The sequence below is a fragment of the Streptomyces sp. NPDC050997 genome (assembly GCF_040660135.1).
Lineage (GTDB): Bacteria > Actinomycetota > Actinomycetes > Streptomycetales > Streptomycetaceae > Streptomyces.
Genome location: NZ_JBFAGK010000028.1, coordinates 65,144 through 86,516 on the forward strand (window position 1 = coordinate 65,144; position 21,373 = coordinate 86,516).

General features: G+C 68.6%; 20 protein-coding genes, 1 tRNA gene and 2 pseudogenes. 18 read left to right on the forward strand and 5 right to left on the reverse strand.

Annotated elements, in window-relative coordinates; translation table 11 throughout:
* The first annotated feature begins 144 nt into the window (after positions 1–144).
* Positions 145–552: a hypothetical protein gene (locus AB0H86_RS39375; RefSeq protein ID WP_362450121.1), complete on the forward strand. Its 408-nt coding sequence runs from the start codon at positions 145–147 to the stop codon at positions 550–552.
* Positions 488–952, forward strand: a complete 465-nt coding sequence (locus AB0H86_RS39380) for an Imm10 family immunity protein (protein WP_362450123.1) — start codon at positions 488–490, stop codon at positions 950–952. Before AB0H86_RS39375 ends, AB0H86_RS39380 begins: the two co-directional genes overlap by 65 nt.
* A 96-nt stretch (positions 953–1,048) precedes the next feature.
* On the opposite strand, the pseudogene AB0H86_RS39385 reads toward AB0H86_RS39380, so the two are convergent.
* A pseudogene (locus AB0H86_RS39385) lies at positions 1,049–1,201 on the reverse strand (site-specific integrase); the annotation flags it as partial.
* 42 nt (positions 1,202–1,243) lie between these two features.
* Here AB0H86_RS39385 and AB0H86_RS39390 point away from each other — a divergent pair.
* The 8 genes from AB0H86_RS39390 to AB0H86_RS39425 all read left to right on the forward strand — a co-directional run bounded on the left by AB0H86_RS39390 (position 1,244) and on the right by AB0H86_RS39425 (position 9,979).
* On the forward strand, positions 1,244–1,495 hold the full coding sequence (locus tag AB0H86_RS39390; protein ID WP_362450126.1) for a hypothetical protein: 252 nt from the start codon (positions 1,244–1,246) through the stop codon (positions 1,493–1,495).
* A 342-nt stretch (positions 1,496–1,837) separates the two neighbouring features.
* Positions 1,838–2,884 (forward strand): ABC transporter substrate-binding protein, encoded by a 1,047-nt coding sequence (locus AB0H86_RS39395; protein ID WP_362450128.1) that lies wholly within the window; start codon positions 1,838–1,840, stop codon positions 2,882–2,884.
* A gap of 80 nt (positions 2,885–2,964) precedes the next feature.
* Positions 2,965–3,798, forward strand: coding sequence for a siderophore-interacting protein (locus tag AB0H86_RS39400; protein ID WP_362450129.1), 834 nt, complete (start codon positions 2,965–2,967; stop codon positions 3,796–3,798).
* Between the two features lie 162 nt (positions 3,799–3,960).
* Positions 3,961–5,427 (forward strand): lysine decarboxylase DesA, encoded by a 1,467-nt coding sequence (gene desA / locus AB0H86_RS39405; RefSeq protein ID WP_362450131.1) that lies wholly within the window; start codon positions 3,961–3,963, stop codon positions 5,425–5,427.
* Positions 5,411–6,694 (forward strand): lysine N(6)-hydroxylase/L-ornithine N(5)-oxygenase family protein, encoded by a 1,284-nt coding sequence (locus tag AB0H86_RS39410; protein WP_362450133.1) that lies wholly within the window; start codon positions 5,411–5,413, stop codon positions 6,692–6,694. The genes desA and AB0H86_RS39410 overlap by 17 nt, the downstream gene beginning before the upstream one ends.
* Positions 6,691–7,236, forward strand: a complete 546-nt coding sequence (locus AB0H86_RS39415) for a GNAT family N-acetyltransferase (protein ID WP_362450136.1) — start codon at positions 6,691–6,693, stop codon at positions 7,234–7,236. The genes AB0H86_RS39410 and AB0H86_RS39415 overlap by 4 nt, the downstream gene beginning before the upstream one ends.
* The gene (locus tag AB0H86_RS39420; RefSeq protein WP_362450138.1) at positions 7,233–9,008 is read left to right on the forward strand and encodes an IucA/IucC family siderophore biosynthesis protein; all 1,776 of its coding nucleotides are present in this window, start codon (positions 7,233–7,235) and stop codon (positions 9,006–9,008) included. The genes AB0H86_RS39415 and AB0H86_RS39420 overlap by 4 nt, the downstream gene beginning before the upstream one ends.
* Positions 9,009–9,091: 83 nt before the next feature.
* Positions 9,092–9,979, forward strand: a complete 888-nt coding sequence (locus AB0H86_RS39425) for a DUF4429 domain-containing protein (protein ID WP_362450140.1) — start codon at positions 9,092–9,094, stop codon at positions 9,977–9,979.
* A gap of 72 nt (positions 9,980–10,051) precedes the next feature.
* Here the strand turns inward: AB0H86_RS39425 and AB0H86_RS39430 are convergent, their stop codons facing one another.
* Positions 10,052–11,653: a metallophosphoesterase family protein gene (locus tag AB0H86_RS39430; RefSeq protein ID WP_362450143.1), complete on the reverse strand. Its 1,602-nt coding sequence runs from the start codon at positions 11,651–11,653 to the stop codon at positions 10,052–10,054.
* 186 nt (positions 11,654–11,839) lie between these two features.
* Here AB0H86_RS39430 and AB0H86_RS39435 point away from each other — a divergent pair, with 186 nt between their 5' ends.
* Together AB0H86_RS39435 and glmS are read left to right on the forward strand one after the other, a co-directional pair.
* Positions 11,840–12,097 (forward strand): hypothetical protein, encoded by a 258-nt coding sequence (locus AB0H86_RS39435; protein WP_362450146.1) that lies wholly within the window; start codon positions 11,840–11,842, stop codon positions 12,095–12,097.
* 13 nt (positions 12,098–12,110) lie between these two features.
* Positions 12,111–13,928, forward strand: a complete 1,818-nt coding sequence (glmS, locus tag AB0H86_RS39440; RefSeq protein WP_362450148.1) for a glutamine--fructose-6-phosphate transaminase (isomerizing) — start codon at positions 12,111–12,113, stop codon at positions 13,926–13,928.
* A 103-nt stretch (positions 13,929–14,031) separates the two neighbouring features.
* Here glmS and AB0H86_RS39445 read toward each other — a convergent pair whose 3' ends face one another.
* Together AB0H86_RS39445 and AB0H86_RS39450 are read right to left on the reverse strand one after the other, a co-directional pair.
* On the reverse strand, positions 14,032–14,595 hold the full coding sequence (locus AB0H86_RS39445) for a GPR1/FUN34/YaaH family transporter (RefSeq protein WP_362450150.1): 564 nt from the start codon (positions 14,593–14,595) through the stop codon (positions 14,032–14,034).
* A 182-nt stretch (positions 14,596–14,777) separates the two neighbouring features.
* Entirely contained in the window at positions 14,778–15,305 is a 528-nt protein-coding gene (locus AB0H86_RS39450; protein WP_362450152.1) for a universal stress protein, read from the reverse strand.
* A 306-nt stretch (positions 15,306–15,611) separates the two neighbouring features.
* Between AB0H86_RS39450 and AB0H86_RS39455 the strand changes: the two genes are divergently transcribed.
* From AB0H86_RS39455 to AB0H86_RS39470, 4 genes are all read left to right on the forward strand, one after another.
* Positions 15,612–15,968, forward strand: a complete 357-nt coding sequence (locus tag AB0H86_RS39455; protein ID WP_362450154.1) for a hypothetical protein — start codon at positions 15,612–15,614, stop codon at positions 15,966–15,968.
* A 378-nt stretch (positions 15,969–16,346) separates the two neighbouring features.
* Positions 16,347–17,603 carry a helix-turn-helix domain-containing protein gene (locus AB0H86_RS39460; RefSeq protein WP_362450156.1) on the forward strand — a complete coding sequence of 419 codons (1,257 nt, stop codon included), beginning with the start codon at positions 16,347–16,349 and terminating at the stop codon, positions 17,601–17,603.
* A 149-nt stretch (positions 17,604–17,752) separates the two neighbouring features.
* Positions 17,753–18,355, forward strand: a complete 603-nt coding sequence (gene orn / locus AB0H86_RS39465) for an oligoribonuclease (protein ID WP_362450159.1) — start codon at positions 17,753–17,755, stop codon at positions 18,353–18,355.
* Between the two features lie 108 nt (positions 18,356–18,463).
* A tRNA-His gene (locus AB0H86_RS39470) sits at positions 18,464–18,536 on the forward strand.
* 315 nt (positions 18,537–18,851) lie between these two features.
* On the opposite strand, the gene AB0H86_RS39475 is transcribed toward AB0H86_RS39470, so the two are convergent.
* Positions 18,852–18,974, reverse strand: coding sequence for a hypothetical protein (locus AB0H86_RS39475; RefSeq protein ID WP_362450162.1), 123 nt, complete (start codon positions 18,972–18,974; stop codon positions 18,852–18,854).
* Between the two features lie 73 nt (positions 18,975–19,047).
* Here AB0H86_RS39475 and AB0H86_RS39480 point away from each other — a divergent pair, with 73 nt between their 5' ends.
* Both AB0H86_RS39480 and AB0H86_RS39485 read left to right on the forward strand, forming a co-directional pair.
* Positions 19,048–19,689: an HAD family hydrolase gene (locus AB0H86_RS39480; RefSeq protein ID WP_362450164.1), complete on the forward strand. Its 642-nt coding sequence runs from the start codon at positions 19,048–19,050 to the stop codon at positions 19,687–19,689.
* 108 nt (positions 19,690–19,797) lie between these two features.
* A pseudogene (locus AB0H86_RS39485) lies at positions 19,798–20,992 on the forward strand (helix-turn-helix transcriptional regulator).
* The last annotated feature ends 381 nt before the right edge of the window (positions 20,993–21,373 follow it).

Consider the following 21,373-nt stretch of genomic DNA (forward strand, 5'->3'; position numbering starts at 1 on the left):
CCACGGACACCGACGCACGTCATCGGACCAGCAAACCTCGCTTGACCTGCATAAAAGCAGGTAGAGGGGCTCGCGTAGCACACGTACTATGTGCTGGCTGGGGCCACTCCGGTCCTGGTTCATAACACTGGCGGCAACGGGCACATGTGCGATATCTCTGTTGCCTCGCCGGATGGAAGCACGAGCAATATCTCGCTAGAGAGCGGGGATATGACGCCCGAAGAGGCCGCGCTCGGGTATCCCAATAACTCGGCTTTCACGCACACGGAGTATCGATTCTCGCGCATGGCGGGCGCCTCCACGGGGCCGAAGGTTTCACTCCCGAATGACCCCTTCACTGGCAAATTCCCGTTGAGCGCTGGCGATTCGGTTAGGATGCAAGGCCAACTCCCCCCTTGCTCGCGGTGCAAGGGTGCGATGAACCGCATGGTCAACGAGTTGGGATTTCAGTCACTTACGATTGGTCCGGCGCCAAGGGCGCTGGGTCATGGACGGCTGGAAGGAGGAGGCGCTAATGATGAGATTGGCCGCCGCAGAGGTTGGGTTCTTTGAGGATTACGAGGACGAAGAGGCCCTTGAGGTGGGCTTTGCCGGGGTAGATGAGGCCGGCGTCCCGCGATCGTTCTCAATTCAGCGATCCACGTATGAACCAGATGAGCAGGAAATCCAGTCTGGAATGGATTCCTACAACGTCTCTACGGAGCGAGGTTTTACCGTCTATGGCTGCCTGCAAAGTGTGCGACTTTCCAACCTGGTTCTCACGCTAGATTTCACCGCTGAGGATGCGGAGATTCTTGAGATCTGGACGCCCGTTGAAGTGAACCTGCGTGAAGCTCAGATTGATGGCGATAATCTGTCTCGGAAGCTTCGCGAGATCCTTGAATGGGGCTCTCTTGAGAAGCGGCCGGAATTGATTGGGATGGACGGCTCGGAACCTCCTGCCGATGTGTAGGTGACGCTTATCGAGGGCTTCCCGTTAGGTCATTCCTAATGGGAGGTTGAGTAGTCATGGCCCTCGGGTCGTTTGACGGCAACGGTGACGGCAACGTCAGCGGACGATGGCTGTGGCGGGTGGGTCGTCGGGGGTGTCGGTCGGGTTGAGGGCGTTGCCGAGGGTGTCGATGGCCTGGCGCTGGAGGCGAAGTCGTACTTGGGCGTAGACGCCGGCGGTGACGCCGATGTGGGCGTGGCCGAGGAGTTCGCCCTTGCGGAGTCCGGTGTGGAGGGCGAGTTCGAACAGGGCATGTCCCAACTCCAGGAGACGGCCGAACTGCCGGCCTCGAAGATGGTCACCACCGCCTACCGTTACTCGGACGGCCTGGCCGCTCTGCGCCTGCGCGGGCTCGGTGGCGACCGGCTGCGGGCGAGCCTCGGGGACACCAACCCGCACATCCCGCCGCCCTTCGACAACCGGTCCCAGCCCCTGCCCCCGGTTCCTGCGGAGGCCGACGGCGGACGCGGGCCGAACGGGCCAGGGCCAGGCCTGGCGGCCTGACCCTCACGGCGCGCCGATCGCCCTGGCCGCCACCCCCGCCGGTACCAGCACCACCAATACCGCCCACCCCCAGTACCACCCTCTGGAAGCGAGACCGGAGGGGGTGAAGTGGCAGGCGCTCTACGGGAGTTCATCGGCGGCATGCAACAGCAGCCGCCCGGCGAACCATGCCGGTCATGACTCGGATCACGCCCCGCGCGGGCATCGCTCCCCGCGATTCGGGAACAGGAGGCCGGGTGCCCCCTGGACAAAATAGAAGGTTAGGCTAACCTAAGCCTCATTCCGCCACCCATCGTTGGCGTGCACCCAGTCGCCGCCGTACGCACGAAAGCAGACCCACCCATGTCGAACGCCAGAACCGCCAACTTCTCCCGTCGCGGCCTGCTCGCCACCGGCGGTGCGCTCGGCCTCGGTGCCTTCCTGGCCGCGTGCGGCGACAGCGACTCGGAGAGCGGCGGCTCGGACTCGACGACGCCCGCCAAGGCCTCCGGCCCCTGGTCCTTCAAGGACGACCGCGGCACCACCGTGAAGCTGGACGAGGTCCCGACGAAGATAGTCGCCTTCACCGGCGTGGCCGCCGCCCTCTTCGACTACGGCATCGACGTCAAGGGCGTGTTCGGCCCGACCACGACGAAGGACGGCAAGGCCGACGTCCAGGCCGGTGACATGGACGTCAGCGGGCTGACGGTCTTCGGGAACGTGTGGGACCAGTTCAGCGTCGAGAAGTACGCGGCCTTCGCGCCCCAGGTGCTGATCACCACCACCTTCGACAGCGCCGGCACCCTCTGGTACGTGCCCGAGGCCTCGAAGGACAAGGTCGCCAAGCTGGCCCCGAGCGTCGCCCTCTCCGTCTACGACCGGCAGCTGACCAAGCCGCTCACGCGCATGTGGGAGCTGGCCGAGTCGCTCGGCGCGGACATGAAGGCGGCCAAGGTCACCGACGCCAAGAAGCGCTTCGAGGCGGCCTCGGAGCGACTGCGCAAGGCCGCCAAGGCCCGTCCCGAGGTCAAGGTGCTGGCGGGTTCCGCGGCGGACACCGTCTTCTACGTCTCCGGCACCAACCTCTCCGCGGACCTGGAGTACTTCAAGGCCCTCGGCGTGAACTTCGTCGAGCCCTCGGAGGCGGCCAAGAAGGCGACCGGCGGCTGGTACGAGAGCCTGAGCTGGGAGAACGTCGACAAGTACCCGGCCGACATCATCATGATGGACGACCGCTCCGCGACCATCCAGCCGGCCGACATCACCGAGGCCACCTGGAAGAAGCTGCCCGCGGTCAAGGCCGGCCAGGTCATCGGCCGCTCCCCCGAGCCGATCCTGTCGTACGACAAGTGCGTGCCGATGGTCGAGAACCTCGCGAAGGCCATCGAGGACGCGAAGAAGGTCGCCTAGGCGCTCCGCCGGGAGGGCCGAAGTTCCTCGCGCCCCTCGGTAGCGCCGCCCCGCCCCCTGACCATGACTCAGGAGCTCACATGACCACCGCCATAGCCGCCCCGTTCCGTTTCTTCTCGCTTCAGGTCGTGCGGACGAGGCGGCTCGGTCCGTCTCTGGTCCGGGTGACCTTCGGCGGGGAGGATCTGCACGCGTTCTTCTCCGACGGGCGGGACCAGTCCCTGTCGCTGTTCCTCCCGCACCCGGGGCAGCCCGAGCCCGTCGTCCCGATCGAACTCGGTGACGGCTGGTGGCAGGGGTGGCGTGAACTCCCGGACGACGTACGGGCCGTGATGCGGTCGTACACACTCCGGGCCCTGCGACGCGCTCCTGACGAGATCGACATCGACTTCGTGCTGCACACCCCGGCCGGCCCGGCCTCCGCCTGGGCCGCGCGGGCCGCCGCCGGGGACCGGATCCTGATGCTCGGTCCGGCGATCGCGGACAACCGGGCGATCCGTTTCCGGCCGCCCGCGGACACCGACCTGGTGGTCGTCTGGGGGGACGAGAGCGCCGTCCCGGCCGTCTGCGCCATCGTCGAGTCACTGCCGGCCGGCACCCGCGCCCGGGTCTGGCTGGAGGTGCCGCACGCCGCCGATGTGCAGGACCTGGTGACCGAGGCGGACGCCGAGATCACCTGGCTGGTGCGGGACGCGGCACGCGCCGAGGGGTCCCCCATGGCCCTCGGCGCCCTTCGTGACGCCCGACTCCCGCACGCCGAGCACCCGTACGTCTGGATCGCGGGCGAGTCCGGGTGCGTGAAGGAGCTGCGCCGGCACTTCGTGCGTGAGCGGGAGGTCGACCGGCGCAGGGTGACGTTCGTCGGCTACTGGCGCCAGGGCCTGTCGGAGGAGCAGCTGCGCGAGCGGGAGTGATCCGTCCACGGACGCGATGACGCCGGGCTGGGTCCGAAGTGACGGCAGTCACGGCAGGGGTGAGGTTTCGTCAGCGTTAACTTAGGTTAGGCTTACCTAAGTTGAAGCTGAGGCTCCGTCCTGCTCCCCGCCCCACGGACCGCCCCCACCGGAGGACCCGCAATGCGCTCGCACCTGCTCAACGACACGACCGCGGAGCACTACCGTCGCTCCGCGACCGAAGGAATCGAGCGGGTGGCGGCCAAACTCGCCACCACCTCCCGTCCGTTCACCGGCGTCACGGTCGACGCCCTCTCCCCCCGCATCGACGAGATCGACCTCGACCGGCCGCTGCACGACACCACCGCGGTGCTCGACGAACTGGAGGACGTCTACCTCCGGGACGCGATCTACTTCCACCACCCCCGCTACCTCGCCCACCTCAACTGCCCGGTCGTCATCCCGGCCGTGCTCGGCGAGGCGATCCTGTCCGCCGTCAACTCCTCGCTGGACACCTGGGACCAGTCGGCCGGCGGCACTCTCATCGAGCGCAAACTCATCGACTGGACGGCCGGACGCATCGGGCTCGGGGAGAACGCCGACGGCGTGTTCACCTCCGGCGGCACCCAGTCCAACCTCCAGGCGCTGCTGCTCGCCCGGGAGGAGGCCAAGCCGGGAGGGGCAGGGCGGGACGCCGCGGACTCCTTCTCCACACTGCGTATCTTCGCCTCCGAGGCCAGCCACTTCAGCGTGAAGAAGTCCGCGAAACTGCTGGGCCTGAGCCAGGACGCCGTCGTGTCGATCCCCGTCGGCAACGACAAGCGCATGCAGACCGTCGCGCTCGCCCACGAGCTGGAGCGCTGCCGGCAGGACGGCCTCGTCCCCATGGCCGTCGTCGCCACCGCCGGCACCACGGACTTCGGCTCCATCGACCCGCTGCCGGAGATCGCCGAGCTGTGCGAGCAGTACGGCGTGTGGATGCACGTCGACGCCGCCTACGGCTGCGGACTGCTCGCCTCCGTCAAGCACCGGGACCGTATCGACGGCATCGAGCGCGCCGACTCGGTCACCGTCGACTACCACAAGTCCTTCTTCCAGCCGGTGAGTTCGTCGGCGGTCCTGGTCCGGGACGCGACCACCCTGCGGCACGCCACCTATCACGCGGAGTACCTCAACCCGCGGCGCATGGTGCAGGAACGCATCCCCAACCAGGTGGACAAGTCCCTCCAGACCACCCGTCGCTTCGACGCGCTCAAGCTGTGGATGACCCTGCGTGTGATGGGCGCCGACGGCATCGGGCAGCTCTTCGACGAGGTCTGCGACCTGGCGGTGCAGGGCTGGAAACTGCTGGCCGCCGACCCGCGCTTCGACGTCGTGGTCGAGCCGACCCTCTCCACCCTGGTCTTCCGCTACATCCCGGCCGCCGTCGCCGACCCGTCCGAGATCGACCGCGCCAACCTGTACGCCCGCAAGGCCCTGTTCGCCTCCGGCGACGCGGTGGTCGCCGGCACCAAGGTGGGCGCCCGCCACTACCTGAAGTTCACCCTGCTCAACCCCGAGACGACGGTCGACGACATGGCCGCCGTACTCGATCTGATCGCCGGCCACGCCGAGCAGTACCTGGGAGAGTCCCTTGACCGCGCGTCCTGAAAACCCGACCAGAACCCATGACTTCGTGGGGATCGGGCTCGGCCCGTTCAATCTCGGCCTGGCCTGCCTCACCGAGCCCATCGGCGAACTCGACGGTGTCTTCCTGGAGTCGAAGCCCGACTTCGAGTGGCACGCCGGCATGTTCCTCGAGGGCGCCCACCTCCAGACCCCGTTCATGTCGGACCTGGTCACCCTCGCCGACCCGACCTCGCCGTACTCCTTCCTCAACTACCTGAAGGAGAAGGGCAGGCTGTACTCGTTCTACATCCGCGAGAACTTCTACCCGCTGCGGGTCGAGTACGACGACTACTGCCGCTGGGCCGCGAACAAACTGAGCAGCGTCCGCTTCGGCACGACGGTCACCGACGTGACGTACGACGAGGGCGCCGAGCTGTACGCCGTGAGGACCACGGACGGTGACGTGTACCGCGCCCGCCACCTGGTCCTCGGCACCGGCACCCCGCCCTATGTCCCGGAGGCCTGCCAGGGCCTGGGCGGCGACTTCATCCACAACTCCCGCTATCTGGAGCACCGGGCGGAGCTCCAGCGCAAGGAGTCGATCACGCTGGTGGGCTCCGGACAGTCCGCCGCCGAGATCTACCACGACCTCCTCAGCGAGATCGACGTCCACGGCTACCGGCTGAACTGGGTCACCCGTTCCCCGCGCTTCTTCCCGCTGGAGTACACGAAACTCACGCTGGAGATGACCTCCCCGGAGTACGTCGACTACTTCCACGCGCTGCCGGAACAGACCCGCTACCGCCTCACCGGCGAGCAGAAGGGCCTGTTCAAGGGCATCGACGGTGACCTCATCAACGAGATCTTCGACCTGCTGTACCGGAAGAACCTCGGCGGTCCGGTGCCCACCCGTCTGCTCACCAACTCCTCGCTGAACAGCGCCCGGTACGAGAACGGCTCGTACACCCTCTCCCTCCACCACGAGGAGCAGGACAAGGACTACGAACTCAGCTCCCAGGGCCTGGTCCTGGCCACCGGCTACAAGTACGCCGAGCCCGAGTTCCTCAAACCCGTCCGCGACCGGCTGCGCCACGACGCCCACGGCAACTACGACGTCGCCCGCAACTACGCCATCGACGTCACCGGCCGGGGCGTGTTCCTGCAGAACGCCGGCGTCCACACGCACAGCATCACCAGTCCCGACCTGGGCATGGGCGCGTACCGCAACAGCTACATCATCCGTGAGCTGCTCGGCAGCGAGTACTACCCGGTCGAGAAGTCCATAGCGTTCCAGGAGTTCGCCGTATGACCTTCGCCTTCCGCCCCCTCGATCCCCTGAAGGACGCCGAGCTCCTGCATTCCTGGGTCACCCACCCCAAGGCGGCCTTCTGGATGATGCAGGACGCGAAACTGGAGGATGTCGAGCGGGCCTACATGGAGATCACCGCCGATGAGCACCAGCACGCGCTGTTCGGGCTCCAGGACGGTGAACCGGTCTTCCTGATGGAGTACTACGACCCCCGGCACCGCGAACTGGTCGGCCTGTACGAGCCGTTGCCCGGTGACGTCGGGATGCACTTCCTGACGCCGGCCACCGACCGGCCCGTGCACGGGTTCACCCGGTCGGTCATCACCGCCGTGCTGGCCCGCCTCTTCGAGGACCCGGCGACCGAGCGCGTCGTCGTCGAACCGGACGTGACCAACAAGGCCGTCCACGCCCTGAACGAAGCCGTCGGGTTCGTGCCCGAGCGCGAGATCCAGAAGCCGGAGAAGAAGGCGTTGCTGAGCTTCTGCACCCGAGAGCAGTTCTTCAAGAAGCACGGCCTTCTCTCGACGGGAGTGACCGCATGACCCTCGCCGACGCCGTGGCCCACCTCTCCCCCGAACGCTGGGAGAAGGCCAACCGCCTGCTCGTCCGCAAGGCGCTGGCCGAGTTCGCCCACGAGCGGCTGGTCATGCCGGAGAAGGAGGGGGAAGGGGACGAGTACGTCGTACGCAGCGACGACGGCCTCACCCACTACCGCTTCACCGCCGCCCGCCACGCCCTCGACCACTGGCAGGTGGACGCCGACTCGATCACCCGCACCCGCGACGGAGCCGGGCTCCCCCTCGCGGCCCTGGACTTCTTCATCGAGCTGAAGCAGACGCTGAACCTGAGCGACGAGATCCTCCCGGTCTACCTGGAGGAGATCTCCTCCACCCTCTCCGGCACCTGCTTCAAGCTCACCAAGCCGCAGATCCCGGTCGCCGAGCTGGTGAGCGGCGGCTTCCAGGCGATCGAGACGGGGATGACCGAGGGCCACCCCTGCTTCGTCGCCAACAACGGGAGGCTCGGCTTCGGGATCCACGAGTACCTGTCGTACGCCCCCGAGACCGCGAGCACGGTCCGCCTGGTGTGGCTGGCCGCGCACCGCTCGCGGGCGGCGTTCACGGCGGGGGTCGGGATCGAGTACGAGTCCTTCGTACGGGACGAGCTGGGCGAGGACACCGTCGAGCGGTTCGACGGCGTCCTGCGCGACCGGGGCCTCGACCCGGCCGACTACCTCCTCATCCCCGTCCACCCCTGGCAGTGGTGGAACAAACTCACGGTCACCTTCGCCGCCGAGGTCGCCCGTGGCCATCTCGTCTGCCTGGGCGAGGGCGACGACGAGTACCTGGCCCAGCAGTCCATCCGGACCTTCTTCAACAGCTCCCACCCCGAGAAGCACTATGTGAAGACGGCCCTGTCCGTCCTCAACATGGGCTTCATGCGCGGGCTCTCCGCCGCCTACATGGAGGCGACCCCGGCGATCAACGACTGGCTGGCCCAACTCATCGACAACGACCCGGTGTTGAAGGACACCGGCCTGTCGATCATCCGGGAGCGGGCGGCCGTGGGCTACCGGCACCTGGAGTACGAGGCGGCGACCGGCCGCTACTCGCCGTACCGCAAGATGCTCGCCGCGCTGTGGCGGGAAAGCCCGGTCCCCTCCCTCCAGGACGGCGAGTCCCTCGCCACCATGGCCTCCCTCGTCCATGTGGACCACGAGGGCGCGTCCTTCGCGGGCGCCCTGATCGAGCGGTCCGGACTGACGCCGACGCAGTGGCTGCGCCGCTATCTGCGGGCCTACTACACCCCGCTGCTGCACAGCTTCTACGCCTACGACCTGGTCTACATGCCGCACGGCGAGAACGTCATCCTGGTCCTGAAGGACGGCGTGGTCCAGCGCGCGATCTACAAGGACATCGCCGAGGAGATCGCGGTCCTGGACCCGGACGCGGTACTGCCGCCGACGGTCGAGCGACTGCGCGTCGAGGTCCCGGAGGACAAGAAACTCCTGTCGATCTTCACGGACGTCTTCGACTGCTTCTTCCGCTTCCTCGCGGCGAACCTCGCCACCGAGGGGATCCTGGAGGGGGAGGAGTTCTGGCGGACGGTCGCCGAGGTGACCCGGGACTACCAGCGCTCGGTGCCCCAACTCGCCGACAAGTTCGAGCGGTACGACATGTTCGCCCCCGAGTTCGCGCTGTCCTGCCTCAACCGGCTCCAGCTGCGCAACAACGAGCAGATGGTGGACCTGGCGGATCCGTCGGGCGCGCTCCAGCTGGTCGGCAACCTGGAGAACCCCCTCGCCGGGCTGTGACAGGCCCCCACGGACGGGCGGGCAGCCCCGGAGTACGGTCCTCCGGGGCTGCCCGCCTCTTTCACGGTGGAACAATCCCCGTCATGGCGGAAATCATCCAGAAGGACGGCACGTGGGTCTTCGACGGCGACGCCCTGCGGCTGACTCCGGGACGGGACAAGAACGTCAGCCTCCTGCGCAAGACGCTGGGTGAACTCGTCGTCCCGCTGCGCGCGGTGGCGGGCGTCTCCTTCGAACAGGGGAAGAAGACCGGCCGGTTGAGGCTGCGGCTGCGGGACGGCTCCGATCCGCTGCTGCTCGCGACCGGCGGCCGGCTCGGCGAACCGCACGACCCGTACCAGCTGATCGTCGAGGCGGACCGCTACGGCGTCGCCGAGTACGTCGTCGACGAGGTGCGGGGCGCACTGCTCCTCGACCAGGTGCCGGCCGATCCGGTGGACCGGTATCTGCTGCCGGGTCCGGCCGTCCCGATCTCCGTGTCCGCCGGGGACGGCACCGCGAGCTTCGACGGCGAGCAGGTCCGCCTGGAGTGGAACTGGAAGACGGAGGACGCCAAGGCCGCCGCCGGCCCTCGCGTCCTCGCGGTCACCGACCTGGCCGCCGTGGAGTGGCATCCGGCGGCCGGCCTGGAGAACGGCTGTCTCCGCTTCACCGTGCGGAACGCCCCCACCAAGGCCCCGCCGAAGTACGACCCGAACGCCGTGGAGCTGTGGAGCTTCCGCAAGGACCCGCTGATGGCCCTGGTCGCGGCGGCCGTCCAGGCCCGGCTGCCGCATCCGGCGACCCGCGGGGAGGACGTACGACCGCCAGGAGCCAGGGCACTCACCGCACCCGCACCCGCGCCCGCCGTCGAGAACGACCAGGACGCGGTGCTGCGCCGGCTACGCGAGCTCGGTGAGCTGCACCGCGCGGCCGTGCTGACGGACGAGGAGTTCGTGACGGCGAAGCAGGCGATCCTCAAGCGGATGTAGCCATCCGGGGCCGAGGACCGCCTGCCGTGGGTCGTGCCCCGCCTTCCGGGCACACCAGCCGCGCGTACGGCCCTACTTGGCCGTGCGCGCCACCGTGAAGTGGTCGACCTGCTCACCGCTCTCCGCGATGCCCCGTACCTTCAGCGTGGCCGTGCGGCCCTTGGCGGCCGGGGTGACGTCCACGCGCAGGAAGGAGTAGTCGAGGTAGCGCACCCGGGACCAGGCCACGGTCTCGTTCTGCTTGCCGCCCTTGACGTTGATGAACGAGGACACCGACTCGACCTCGTTCTCGTGGCCCTCGTAGGACAGCGGGGCGGTGAACGCGTAGAGGCTGCGGCCCGCCGCACCCGCCGTCACGTACACGACGCCGTCGGTCTCGGTGTACGCCGTGCCGCCGATCGGGAGCTTCTTGGTGACCGCGCCCGCCTTGATGACGTCCGTGCGCTCGTACTGGTGGTTGTGGCCGTTGATCACCAGGTCGACGGTGTACTTCTCGAACAGCGGCACCCACTCCTGGCGCACGCCCCCCTCCGAGGCGTGCGCGGTGGAGGTGCAGTAGGCGCAGTGGTGGAAGAAGACGACGACGAAGTCGATGTCGTCGGAGGCGCGGTACTTCTTGAGCTGCGCCTCCAGCCACTTGGTCTGGGTGCCGCCCGAGATGCCGAGGTTGGCCGGGATCTCGAAGGAGATGTCGTTGGCGTCGAGCGAGATGATCGCGGTGTTGCCGTAGACGAAGGTGTAGACGCCCGGCAGGTTCTTCTGGTCGGGGCCGTTGTCCGGGAGGTTCCAGCGGGCCTCCTCGCCGCCGTAGCCGTTGGGTGAGTACCAGGCCTCCATGTCGTGGTTGCCGTAGGCCGGCATCCACGGGACGGACTTGGCGACCGACTCGGTCTGGGCGAGGAACTGGTCCCAGATCCGCGAGTCGAACCCGGTGTCGGAGGCCTGGCCGGAGCCGGACGGGTCGGCGTAGGCGATGTCGCCGGCGTGCAGGTGGAAGGCGGGGTTCTGGCCCAGCAGCAGGCTGTTGTTGGCGAGCCCGTGATAGCTGACACCCTCGTCGCCGAAGGCGGTGAAGGTGAACGGCTCCATGGGGGTCCCCCCGCTCGAGCGAAGCCGAGAGTGGGGGAGGGCGGGGGCGGTGGTGAAGGTGCCGAGGGTGCCGAGCAGGTGCGGCTCGGCCGGGTCGAAGCCCTGGTGGCCGGCGCCGTAGTAGTACGTCCTGCCGGGCTTGAGGTGGGTCAGCTTGGCGTGCACGTAGTACTGGGTGTGGTTGGCGCTGGCACCGACACCGGCCGGGGTGTACAGGGTGCGCACCTCGGCCTCGATCTTGCGGGAGAGGTCCCAGGGCTGGGCGCCGATCCGGATGAAGGGCTTCTTGACGGCGACCGGGACCTGCCAGGAGACGGTGATCTCGGTGCGCGGGTCGCTGCCGAAGGCGAGGTGGCGGCCGAAGGGGGCGACCAGGGCGCCGTCGACGGTCGCGGTGGCCGTGGCGTCGGCCCGGGTCGGAACGGCGGCCTGTGCGGTGGCGCCCGGTACGAACGCGCCACCCGCGACGGCGCCCAGCGTGACGGCGCCGCCCCTGATCATCGTGCGTCGGGAGAATCTGTTGCGCAGGTACTCGTGCTGCTCGGCCATGCTCATGCGCTCGGCGAGCTGCTCGGGTACGCCCATGCGAGGAGTGTCCATGGCGTCTGAAACTCGTCCCCCCAGGCGACAGGTCGCAAGACGCCGGATGGACGATTCACGAACAGGTCCTCATGACAGATTCAACGTTCACCCAAAGAATCCCAACAGACACCTGCCCGAAATCGGGCAGAATTCTTGCGAAACCGTCGCCAGTACCTCAGGATCTACCGAGTGCACGACGAACTCGTTGATCATCTGGCGCGGTCCACGCCCCTCAACCGGGGCGAGGCACTGCGCGTGATCCTGGACGTGCTCGCCTACTTCGACGAGACGACGGAGGAACACGTCCGTCGCCGCCACCGCGAGTTGCAGGCCCAGGGCCTGGTGAACGCGGAGATCTTCGAACGGATCGAGGCGGATCTCAAATACCGCGCGGTAGCACCGCCGGAGCTCACGCTCAGGCAGCTGCGCCGCATCGTCTACGGCTGAGGGACACACTTGTATGTGCGGAATCGTGGGATACATCGGGAAGCGTGACGTGGCTCCGCTGCTGCTGGAGGGCCTGCAACGCCTGGAGTACCGCGGCTACGACTCGGCGGGCATCGTCGTCACCTCCCCGAAGACCTCCGGCCTGAAGATGGTCAAGGCCAAGGGCCGGGTCCGGGACCTGGAGGCCAAGGTCCCGGCGCGCTTCAAGGGCACGACCGGCATCGCGCACACCCGCTGGGCCACCCACGGCGCCCCGTCCGACGTGAACGCCCACCCGCATCTGGACGCCGAGGGCAAGGTCGCCGTCGTCCACAACGGCATCATCGACAACGCCTCCGAACTGCGCCGCAAGCTGGAGGCGGACGGCGTCGAGTTCCTCTCCGAGACCGACACGGAGGTCCTGGTCCACCTCATCGCCCGCGCCCAGGGCGAGAAGCTGGAGGACAAGGTCCGCGAGACCATCCGGATCATCGAGGGGACGTACGGCATCGCCGTGCTGCACGCCGACTACCCGGACCGGATCGTGGTGGCCCGCAACGGCTCCCCGGTCGTCCTCGGCATCGGCGAGAAGGAGATGTTCGTCGCCTCGGACATCGCCGCCCTGGTCGCCCACACCCGCCAGATCGTGACGCTGGACGACGGCGAGATGGCCACCCTCAAGGCGGACGACTTCCGCACCTACACCACCGAGGGCACCCGGACCACCGCCGAGCCGACCACCGTGGAGTGGGAGGCCGCCTCCTACGACATGGGCGGCCACGACACCTACATGCACAAGGAGATCCACGAGCAGGCCGACGCCGTGGACCGTGTGCTGCGCGGCCGCATCGACGACCGCTTCTCCACCGTGCGCCTCGGCGGCCTGAACCTGGACGCCCGCGAGGCGCGCCAGATCCGCCGCGTGAAGATCCTCGGCTGCGGCACCTCCTACCACGCGGGCATGATCGGCGCCCAGATGATCGAGGAGCTGGCCCGCATCCCCGCCGACGCCGAGCCGGCGTCCGAGTTCCGCTACCGCAACGCGGTCGTCGACCCCGACACGCTGTACGTGGCCGTCTCCCAGTCCGGTGAGACGTACGACGTGCTGGCGGCCGTCCAGGAGCTGAAGCGCAAGGGCGCGCGGGTCCTGGGTGTCGTCAACGTGGTCGGCTCGGCGATCGCCCGCGAGGCGGACGGCGGCATCTACGTCCACGCCGGCCCCGAGGTCTGCGTGGTGTCGACGAAGTGCTTCACGAACACCACCGTCGCCTTCGCCCTGCTCGCCCTGCACCTGGGCCGCACCCGCGACCTCTCCGTCCGGGACGGCAAGCGGATCATCGAGGGGCTGCGGAAGCTGCCCGGGCAGATCACCGAGATCCTGGATCAGGAGGACGAGATCAAGAAGCTGGCCGAGGAGTACGCCGAGGCCCGCTCGATGCTCTTCATCGGCCGCGTCCGGGGCTACCCGGTGGCCCGTGAGGCCTCCCTGAAGCTCAAGGAGGTCTCGTACATCCACGCCGAGGCCTACCCGGCCTCCGAGCTCAAGCACGGCCCGCTGGCCCTCATCGAGCCCGCCCTGCCGACGGTCGCGATCGTCCCGGACGACGACCTGCTGGAGAAGAACCGCGCCGCCCTGGAGGAGATCAAGGCCCGCAGCGGCCGGATCCTCGCGGTGGCCCACCAGTGCCAGGAGAAGGCCGACCAGACCATCGTGGTCCCGAAGAACGAGGCCGAGCTGGACCCGATCCTGATGGGCATCCCGCTCCAACTCCTCGCCTACCACACGGCGTTGTCCCTGGGCAGGGACATCGACAAGCCGAGGAACCTCGCGAAGTCGGTGACGGTGGAGTAGCAGCGCGCCCCTTCTGGCAAACGGGACGGACCCCCGCGTGATGCCACAGTCACGGGGGGTCCGTTCTGAACGCCGGGGGCCGCCCAACCCCCGGCCGGCGCGGCTATCCGGGGACCGTCACTCCCCGGCGGGCCGCGCGTCGCGGGAGGGCGGTCGGCCACTGGGCCTGCGCCGCCGTCGCGGCGTACCAGGCCACCGCGCCCGCCGCCACCGCGAACCAGCCGCCGGCCTTGGCGAGGCCGTCGTTCCCGGCGAAGTCGGCGATGGCCAACAGAACCAGGGACACGAGGAACAGCCCGTACGTGCCCTTGGCGAGCTGGTCGCCGACGGCCACGGTGAGGGACAGCACCACCAGGGCGAACAGCAGCAGGAACAGTCCGGCCGCGTTGTCGGAGACCTGGCCGCCGGCCGACACCGCCCAGGTGAACCACAGCGCGCCGAGCGCGGAGAAGGCCGTACCGGTGACGGTGTCACGGTCATGGAACGCGAACAGACCGGCGACGAAGAGCGCGACGCCGCCTACGTAGTGGGCCAGCGATACGGCGTCAGCCGCCGTCACGCCGTCGATCAGGTCGGTGTACCCGAGGCCGAAGGCCAACAGGGTGACGCCGAGCGCGAGTCGGCCGACGATCGTGGTGGTGCTTCCCGCAGAGACGTCATTGTCCACGGCGGGCTCCCTTCATGCATGTGCGGTTGTGCGGTGACCGGTATATGCCCTTCACAAAGGCACAAACACATCTACGCACAAGTAGATTCGGGCGGCGCACAAAGGGAGTTGGTGGTACCCAGGGCGCATCTCACCTGGGAGAACGACGAGTTACGGATTGACAACGACAAAAGCGCGAGCGGCTACGGGATGACCATGACGGGCCGCTTGGCCCGCTTGGCGAGCCGCCCCGCGACGGACCCGAAGATGCGTCCGACGATGCCATGGGTCGAGCCGACGACGATCGCGTCCGCCTCGTACTCCCGGCCCACCTCTTCGAGCTCGTGGCAGATGTCGCCGCCGCGCTCGACGAGGATCCAGGGCACCTCGGCGAGGTACTCCGCACAGGCGAGCTCAAGCCCGAGGACCTCGGTGCGGTGGTCCGGTACGTCGACGAAGACCGGGGGCTCGCAGCCCGCCCACACGGTGGTGGGCAGCCGGTTGGCGACGTGGACGATGATCAGGCCCGACCCGGAGCGAAGGGCCATGCCTATGGCGTACGCGAGGGCGCGCTCGCTGGAGGTGGAGCCGTCGAAGCCCACGACGACGCCGTGCCTGAAGGCCGGGTCGCAGGAGTGACGTGGCTCTTCCGCCGCCTGGGGCTCGGCCGCCGTGTGATCGGCGACAGGCCGCTTGCGGTCCGCGGGTTCGAAGAATTCGTGACCGGCCATGGCTGTCTCGGCGTTGTGATCCTTTTATGGGTGGGACATCAGTGTGCGGCGGAGCTGTGTCCGGGAATCATCTTCCCAACCTCGTACCCTCAAGGATACGGCGGCACGCCTCCTTAGCCCAGATCCCGCCCACGGGGCGTGGGGGTTCCAGGGAGCATGCACGAGGGGGTGCCCGTAACGCAATGGTTGCTGCGTTGTACAGGCGGTTCGCACAGGATTCACCTAACGACGTTCCATGTCCCACGCACAGTGACCGATCGATCGAACACGCGTTGAACCCCGTGAGCCACGCCCCAGGGAGCACGCATGTCCGGTCCCAGGCCCCGTTCCGAGGCCTCCCGCGCGACCTCGCCCGGCCAGGACTCCGCCACGGACGTCGTCCGCTGGGCGGCCTTCAGCTGTGTCCTGGTCCCCGTCGTCCTCCTCTGGTACGGCAGCTCGCTGGCCGGGGCCGCCGGCACCGCCCTGGGTCTGGCCGCGGTGACCGCGGTGTGCCGTATCCTCCTGCGCCAGTCGGAGCGCGGCGCGGCCCGCCTGCGCGCCGAGGAGCGGGCTCCCCGCCGCGTCACCCACCACGGCCGCCCGCACAGCGGTCAGCACCGGGCCGGTGCGGGGGCTCGTAGAGGCGGACGTCACAGTGGGGGGAATACACCGGTCGGCTGACCGGTTTCCGCGCACGCGCCCGACTCTTTTCAGCCAACTTCTGACCCCCGCGCACCCCTTGGCCGAACCACCCCCCAACCCCCGTTCCACCTGCACGGAAAGGGGCTTTGGGGGTCTTCCCACCCTACGTGGATTGGCCACTGCGACAAGGCGCACTTCCCTGCACGCCCCACGAGTGCAACGCTTCGTGATCGAATGCTTCACGCCAAGTTGCCAAGTCGACAATGTGCCGCCTGACCAACTGGTCACGTCGGCACCACGGGACGCAGTAGATTCGATCTTGACTGTCTTACGGCGGGGGACTCGTGCAGGACCAAGGGGAAACGTGCAGGAGCGACACAACCGAGGAGCCGCGACCACCGAGGGGGGCTTAGCAGTATGAGCCACGACTCCACTGCCGCGCCGGAAGCCGCGGCCCGGAAACTCTCCGGGCGACGCCGCAAGGAGATCGTCGCGGTGCTGCTGTTCAGCGGCGGCCCCATCTTCGAGAGTTCTATACCACTGTCGGTGTTCGGGATCGACCGCCAGGACGCCGGCGTGCCGCGCTACCGCTTGCTGGTGTGCGGCGGTGAGGAAGGTCCGCTGCGGACCACAGGGGGCCTGGAACTCTCCGCACCACATGGCCTGGAGGCGATCTCCCGGGCGGGCACGGTCGTCGTGCCGGCCTGGCGTTCGATCACCTCTCCGCCACCCGAGGAGGCGCTCGACGCGCTGCGCCGCGCCCACGAGGAGGGTGCCCGCATCGTCGGGCTGTGCACCGGCGCCTTCGTCCTCGCGGCGGCGGGCCTGCTGGACGGCCGACCCGCCACCACCCACTGGATGTACGCGCCGACACTGGCCAAGCGCTATCCGTCGGTGCACGTGGATCCGCGTGAACTGTTCGTGGACGACGGCGATGTGCTGACGTCCGCGGGCACGGCGGCCGGAATTGATCTCTGTCTCCACATCGTGCGGACGGACCACGGCAACGAGGCGGCGGGCGCGCTGGCCCGGCGTCTGGTGGTACCGCCGCGCCGGTCGGGCGGCCAGGAGCGCTATCTCGATCGGTCTTTACCAGAGGAGATCGGCGCCGACCCGCTCGCCGAGGTCGTCGCGTGGGCGCTGGAGCACCTCCACGAGCAGTTCGACGTGGAGACGCTCGCGGCGCGCGCGTACATGAGCCGCCGTACGTTCGACCGCCGCTTCCGATCGCTGACCGGCAGCGCACCGCTCCAGTGGCTGATCACCCAGCGGGTGCTGCAGGCGCAGCGGCTGCTGGAGACCTCGGACTACTCGGTGGACGAGGTCGCGGGCCGCTGCGGCTTCCGCTCACCGGTGGCGCTGCGCGGGCACTTCCGCCGTCAGCTGGGTTCGTCCCCGGCCGCCTACCGGGCCGCGTACCGCGCCCGTAGGCCCCAGGGGGAACGGCCGCCGGTGGACAGCGACGGTATGGCGTCCTCGGCCGGGCAGGTGGGTCCGGCGAGCTCGCCGGCGCCTCTGCACCCGGACAACGGCGGGCCGGTTCCGCTCCAGACCCGGCGCACGGCATCGAGCCCGATCGGGACATCGGCGTCACTGTCGTCTTCCTCGGACAACGGGCGCGAGGCGTACGCGGGCAGCCGGGCGAGTCTGCCGGGGCAGCGCAGCGGGATGTGAGGTGTGACGGGGGCGGGCGCCGGCTGGTGCTCTCCCCCGCCGCCCCTGCCCGTCCCGTCCGGTCTCGTCCGGTCCCGTCCGGTCCGTCGGCGAGGTCCGTGGGTGCACCGGGCGCTCACATAAGCGGACGTCAGCCGTAGGGTGGTCGCATGAACGATCGCATGGTGTGGATCGACTGCGAGATGACCGGCCTCTCGTTGTCCGACGACGCGCTCATCGAGGTGGCCGCCCTGGTGACCGACTCCGAGCTGAACATCCTCGGCGAGGGTGTGGACATCGTCATCCGTCCGCCGGACCAGGCACTGGAGACGATGCCGGAGGTGGTGCGTCAGATGCACACCGCGTCCGGACTGCTCACGGAACTGTCCGGGGGCACAACGCTCACGGACGCCGAGGAGCAGGTCCTGACGTACGTACGGGAGCATGTGAAGGAACCCGGCAAGGCCCCGCTGTGCGGCAACTCGGTCGGCACGGACCGCGGCTTCCTGCTCCGGGACATGGCGACGCTGGAGAACTACCTCCACTACCGGATCGTCGACGTGTCCAGCATCAAGGAGCTCGCCCGGCGCTGGTACCCGCGGGCGTACTTCAACAGCCCGAAGAAGAACGGCAACCACCGCGCGCTCGCCGACATCCGCGAGTCCATCGCGGAGCTCCGCTACTACCGCGAGGCCGTCTTCGTACCGCAGCCGGGCCCCGACTCCGACACCGCGAAGACGATCGCCGCCAAGCACGTCCTGCCCGGTCGATAGGGCAGCCAGAGGCCCGGGAAGGGGCGCCGCGAAAGGCGGGCGCGAGCACCCCTTCGGACCCTGTACACTTTTTCTCGGCCGGTCGGGGAAATCCGAACCGCCCGCATGGTGGGTGTAGCTCAGCTGGTAGAGCACCTGGTTGTGGTCCAGGATGCCGCGGGTTCAAGTCCCGTCACTCACCCTGAATGATCAAGGGCTGACCTGTGAAAACGGGTCAGCCCTTGATGTTTCTCGTCACCACGGGAACAGCACGGGTACAGCCTGCAGGCCACGAGCTGGGACCCCGACGCCCTCCGGAGAGACGGTGCACCCGAACCGGAGCCGAGCAGCGGTGGCAGCCTGCTCTCGATGAGCCTCGACCCTGCCCGCCGCCAGTACGCATGAGACGCCCCCTGCACGGCCCGCCGACCGAGCAGGGGGCCTTTCGTCATGCCCGGAGTCAGGCCGCTTGCACGACTTCGGGCATGACGAAGCCCCCACTGGGTCACCATCGCCTCTACTCCGCCCGCTCCTCAGCGCTCGGCGTACGGCCGCCGAGCCGCTGCCAGAACGCCCGGATGCCCGCGTTGAGATCGTCAACAGACCGCACGGAAGCAGGAGTTGGAGGCTCGTGGGGCATGGACGCAGAGTAGTAGCCCCCACCGACAACAGCCCCCGCCCTGACCGAAGATCGCCGCAGGTACGCTGCCCGCATGATTCGTGCAGCAGTGTTCGACGTCGGCGAGACCATCACCCGCGACGACCGCTACTGGGCCTCATGGGCCGACTGGCTCGACGTCCCACACCACACCCTCTCCGCCCTCGTCGGCGCCGTCGTAGCCCAAGGCCGTGACAACGCCGACGCCCTTCGGCTCGCCCGCCCCGGCATCGACATCGCCGCCGAGTACCACGCCCGCGAAGCCGCCGGCCGCGGCGAGGCACTCGACGAGACCGACCTGTACGACGACGTCCGCCCCGCCCTCTCCGCACTGCGCCACCTCGGCATTCGAGTCGTCGTCGCCGGGAACCAGACACCCAGGATGGGTGACCTCCTGCGTGACCTGGACTTGCCCGCCGATCTGATCGTGACGTCCGGTGAGTGGGGTGTGGCCAAACCACAGCCCGCGTTCTTCGAGCGGGTGCTGGAGGTATCACAGGCCTCACCCGAGGAGACGGTGTACGTCGGCGACCACCCGGCCAACGACCTGATCCCCGCCAAAGCGGCTGGTCTGCGCGCGGCGCATCTACGCCGCGGCCCATGGGGGCATCTGTGGGCTGATGACCCGGAGGTCGTGGCGCGGGCGGACTGGCGGATCGACAGCCTCAGCCAGCTCACGTCGATCATCGCGCACTGAACCGGCAACGCTACGGCCCCACCAGTCAAGACCAGCGGGGCCGTTCTCGTACACGCAGCGTCGTCACGCGAGTACGGCTCGGAGTGGACGCCCCGAACGGGAGCCAGTATGCCCACTACCACGACGCGCGAGGTAGGCCAGCGCATCGCCACCATCCGACAGGCCCGCCGGATGACACAGCAAGACCTCGCAACCGCAGCCTTCCTATCCCTCTCCATGGTCAAAGCGATCGAGCGCGGCGCCAGGTCCCCCAGCGACAACGCCCTCGACTCCCTCGCCGCCGCCCTCGCCGTCGACCCCAGCCACATCATCACCGGCAACACCCACACGGACACCAGAGTCCACGCCGCGATCCCCGCAATCAACGCCGCCATCGCCGCCATCGCCGCCTACGACCTCCCCACAGACGCACCTGCCCGCCCGCTGACGAAACTCCGCAACGACGTGCAGGATGCCGTGAACTGGCGCCTGGCAGCCCAGTACGCACGGATCGCCACGCACATCCCCAGCCTCCTCGACGACACACTCCGGACCCTGCACCACAGCCACGGAGCCCAACGCCTGCAAGCCGCCCAGCTCCTCGCTGCCACCGCCCGCACCGCCGACGCCGTGGCTTACAAGTACGGTCACCACGACCTCTCAGCCCGACTGGTCGACCTGATGCGATGGGCCGCCGACCGCACCGAAGACCCGCTCACACAGGCCACCGCCGCCTACGTACGAACGGAGACGTTCTTCGCCGCGCGCCCACACGGCCGGACTATGCGCCCTTGAGCGCGCCATCGACGCGAGCCCAAGCCCCCACGGCCCGGACGCGATCGCTGTGCGCGGCGCGCTTCACATGCGGGCCGCGGTCATCGCCGGCCGGGTCGGAGACGGTTCTGCCGCCGCCACCCATCTGGGCGAGGCACGCCAACTCGGCGACGAGGTCCGCGAAGGGGAGTACGGGGGGACAGCCTCCGGTCCGGACTCGGTCCGTGCCCACGAGGTGTCCGTCGCGGTCAGCTTGGGCCGCGACCACATCTCCCGCGCCCTCACTGTCGCCCGCGAGTGGACACCGCCGAAGGACTTGCCCGCGGAGCGGCAGTCCGGGTTCTGGATCGAGCTCGCACCCGCACAGCTGTGGGCAGGCCTGGCCGACGACTCCTTCGAGTCGCTGAAGGTCGCCCGGCTGATCGCCCCGCAGCACACCCGCGAACACCCCTGGGCCCGCGAAACGGCCGCCACCCTGCGCCGGTTGAAGCGCGCAGACGCCGAGTCCCTTACGTCGTTCGCCGAGTGGGTCTGCGCCGTCCGACCGTGACCGGCCGAGGAACATCAGGGGACACACGCTGTGTCCCTTGTGCCCCTTGTACAAGGCCATGCTCTGTCTGTCCGCGCAACCAGGCAGAGGGGAACGGCCCATGCCCGACACCGTTACCGTCTCACCGGTCCGCATCAGCGGCCCGGTGAGCATCGCCCGACTCCAGGCCGCGCCTGCTTCGACTGCGGCGCCGTCGCCAAGGACCTCACCGCGGCCGGTTCGGTGAAGGTGCCGGGCAGCGACCGCGAGTGGCCGATCGTGACTTGCGGGCCGGGCATGACCAGTACCACCGACAGCCCGCTGTCCCTGCTCCCCCTCCCTGCCCCTGACGGGTTGTCACAGGAGCAGGTACGCGGCGCGGCATGCGTCTGGTGTACCGCG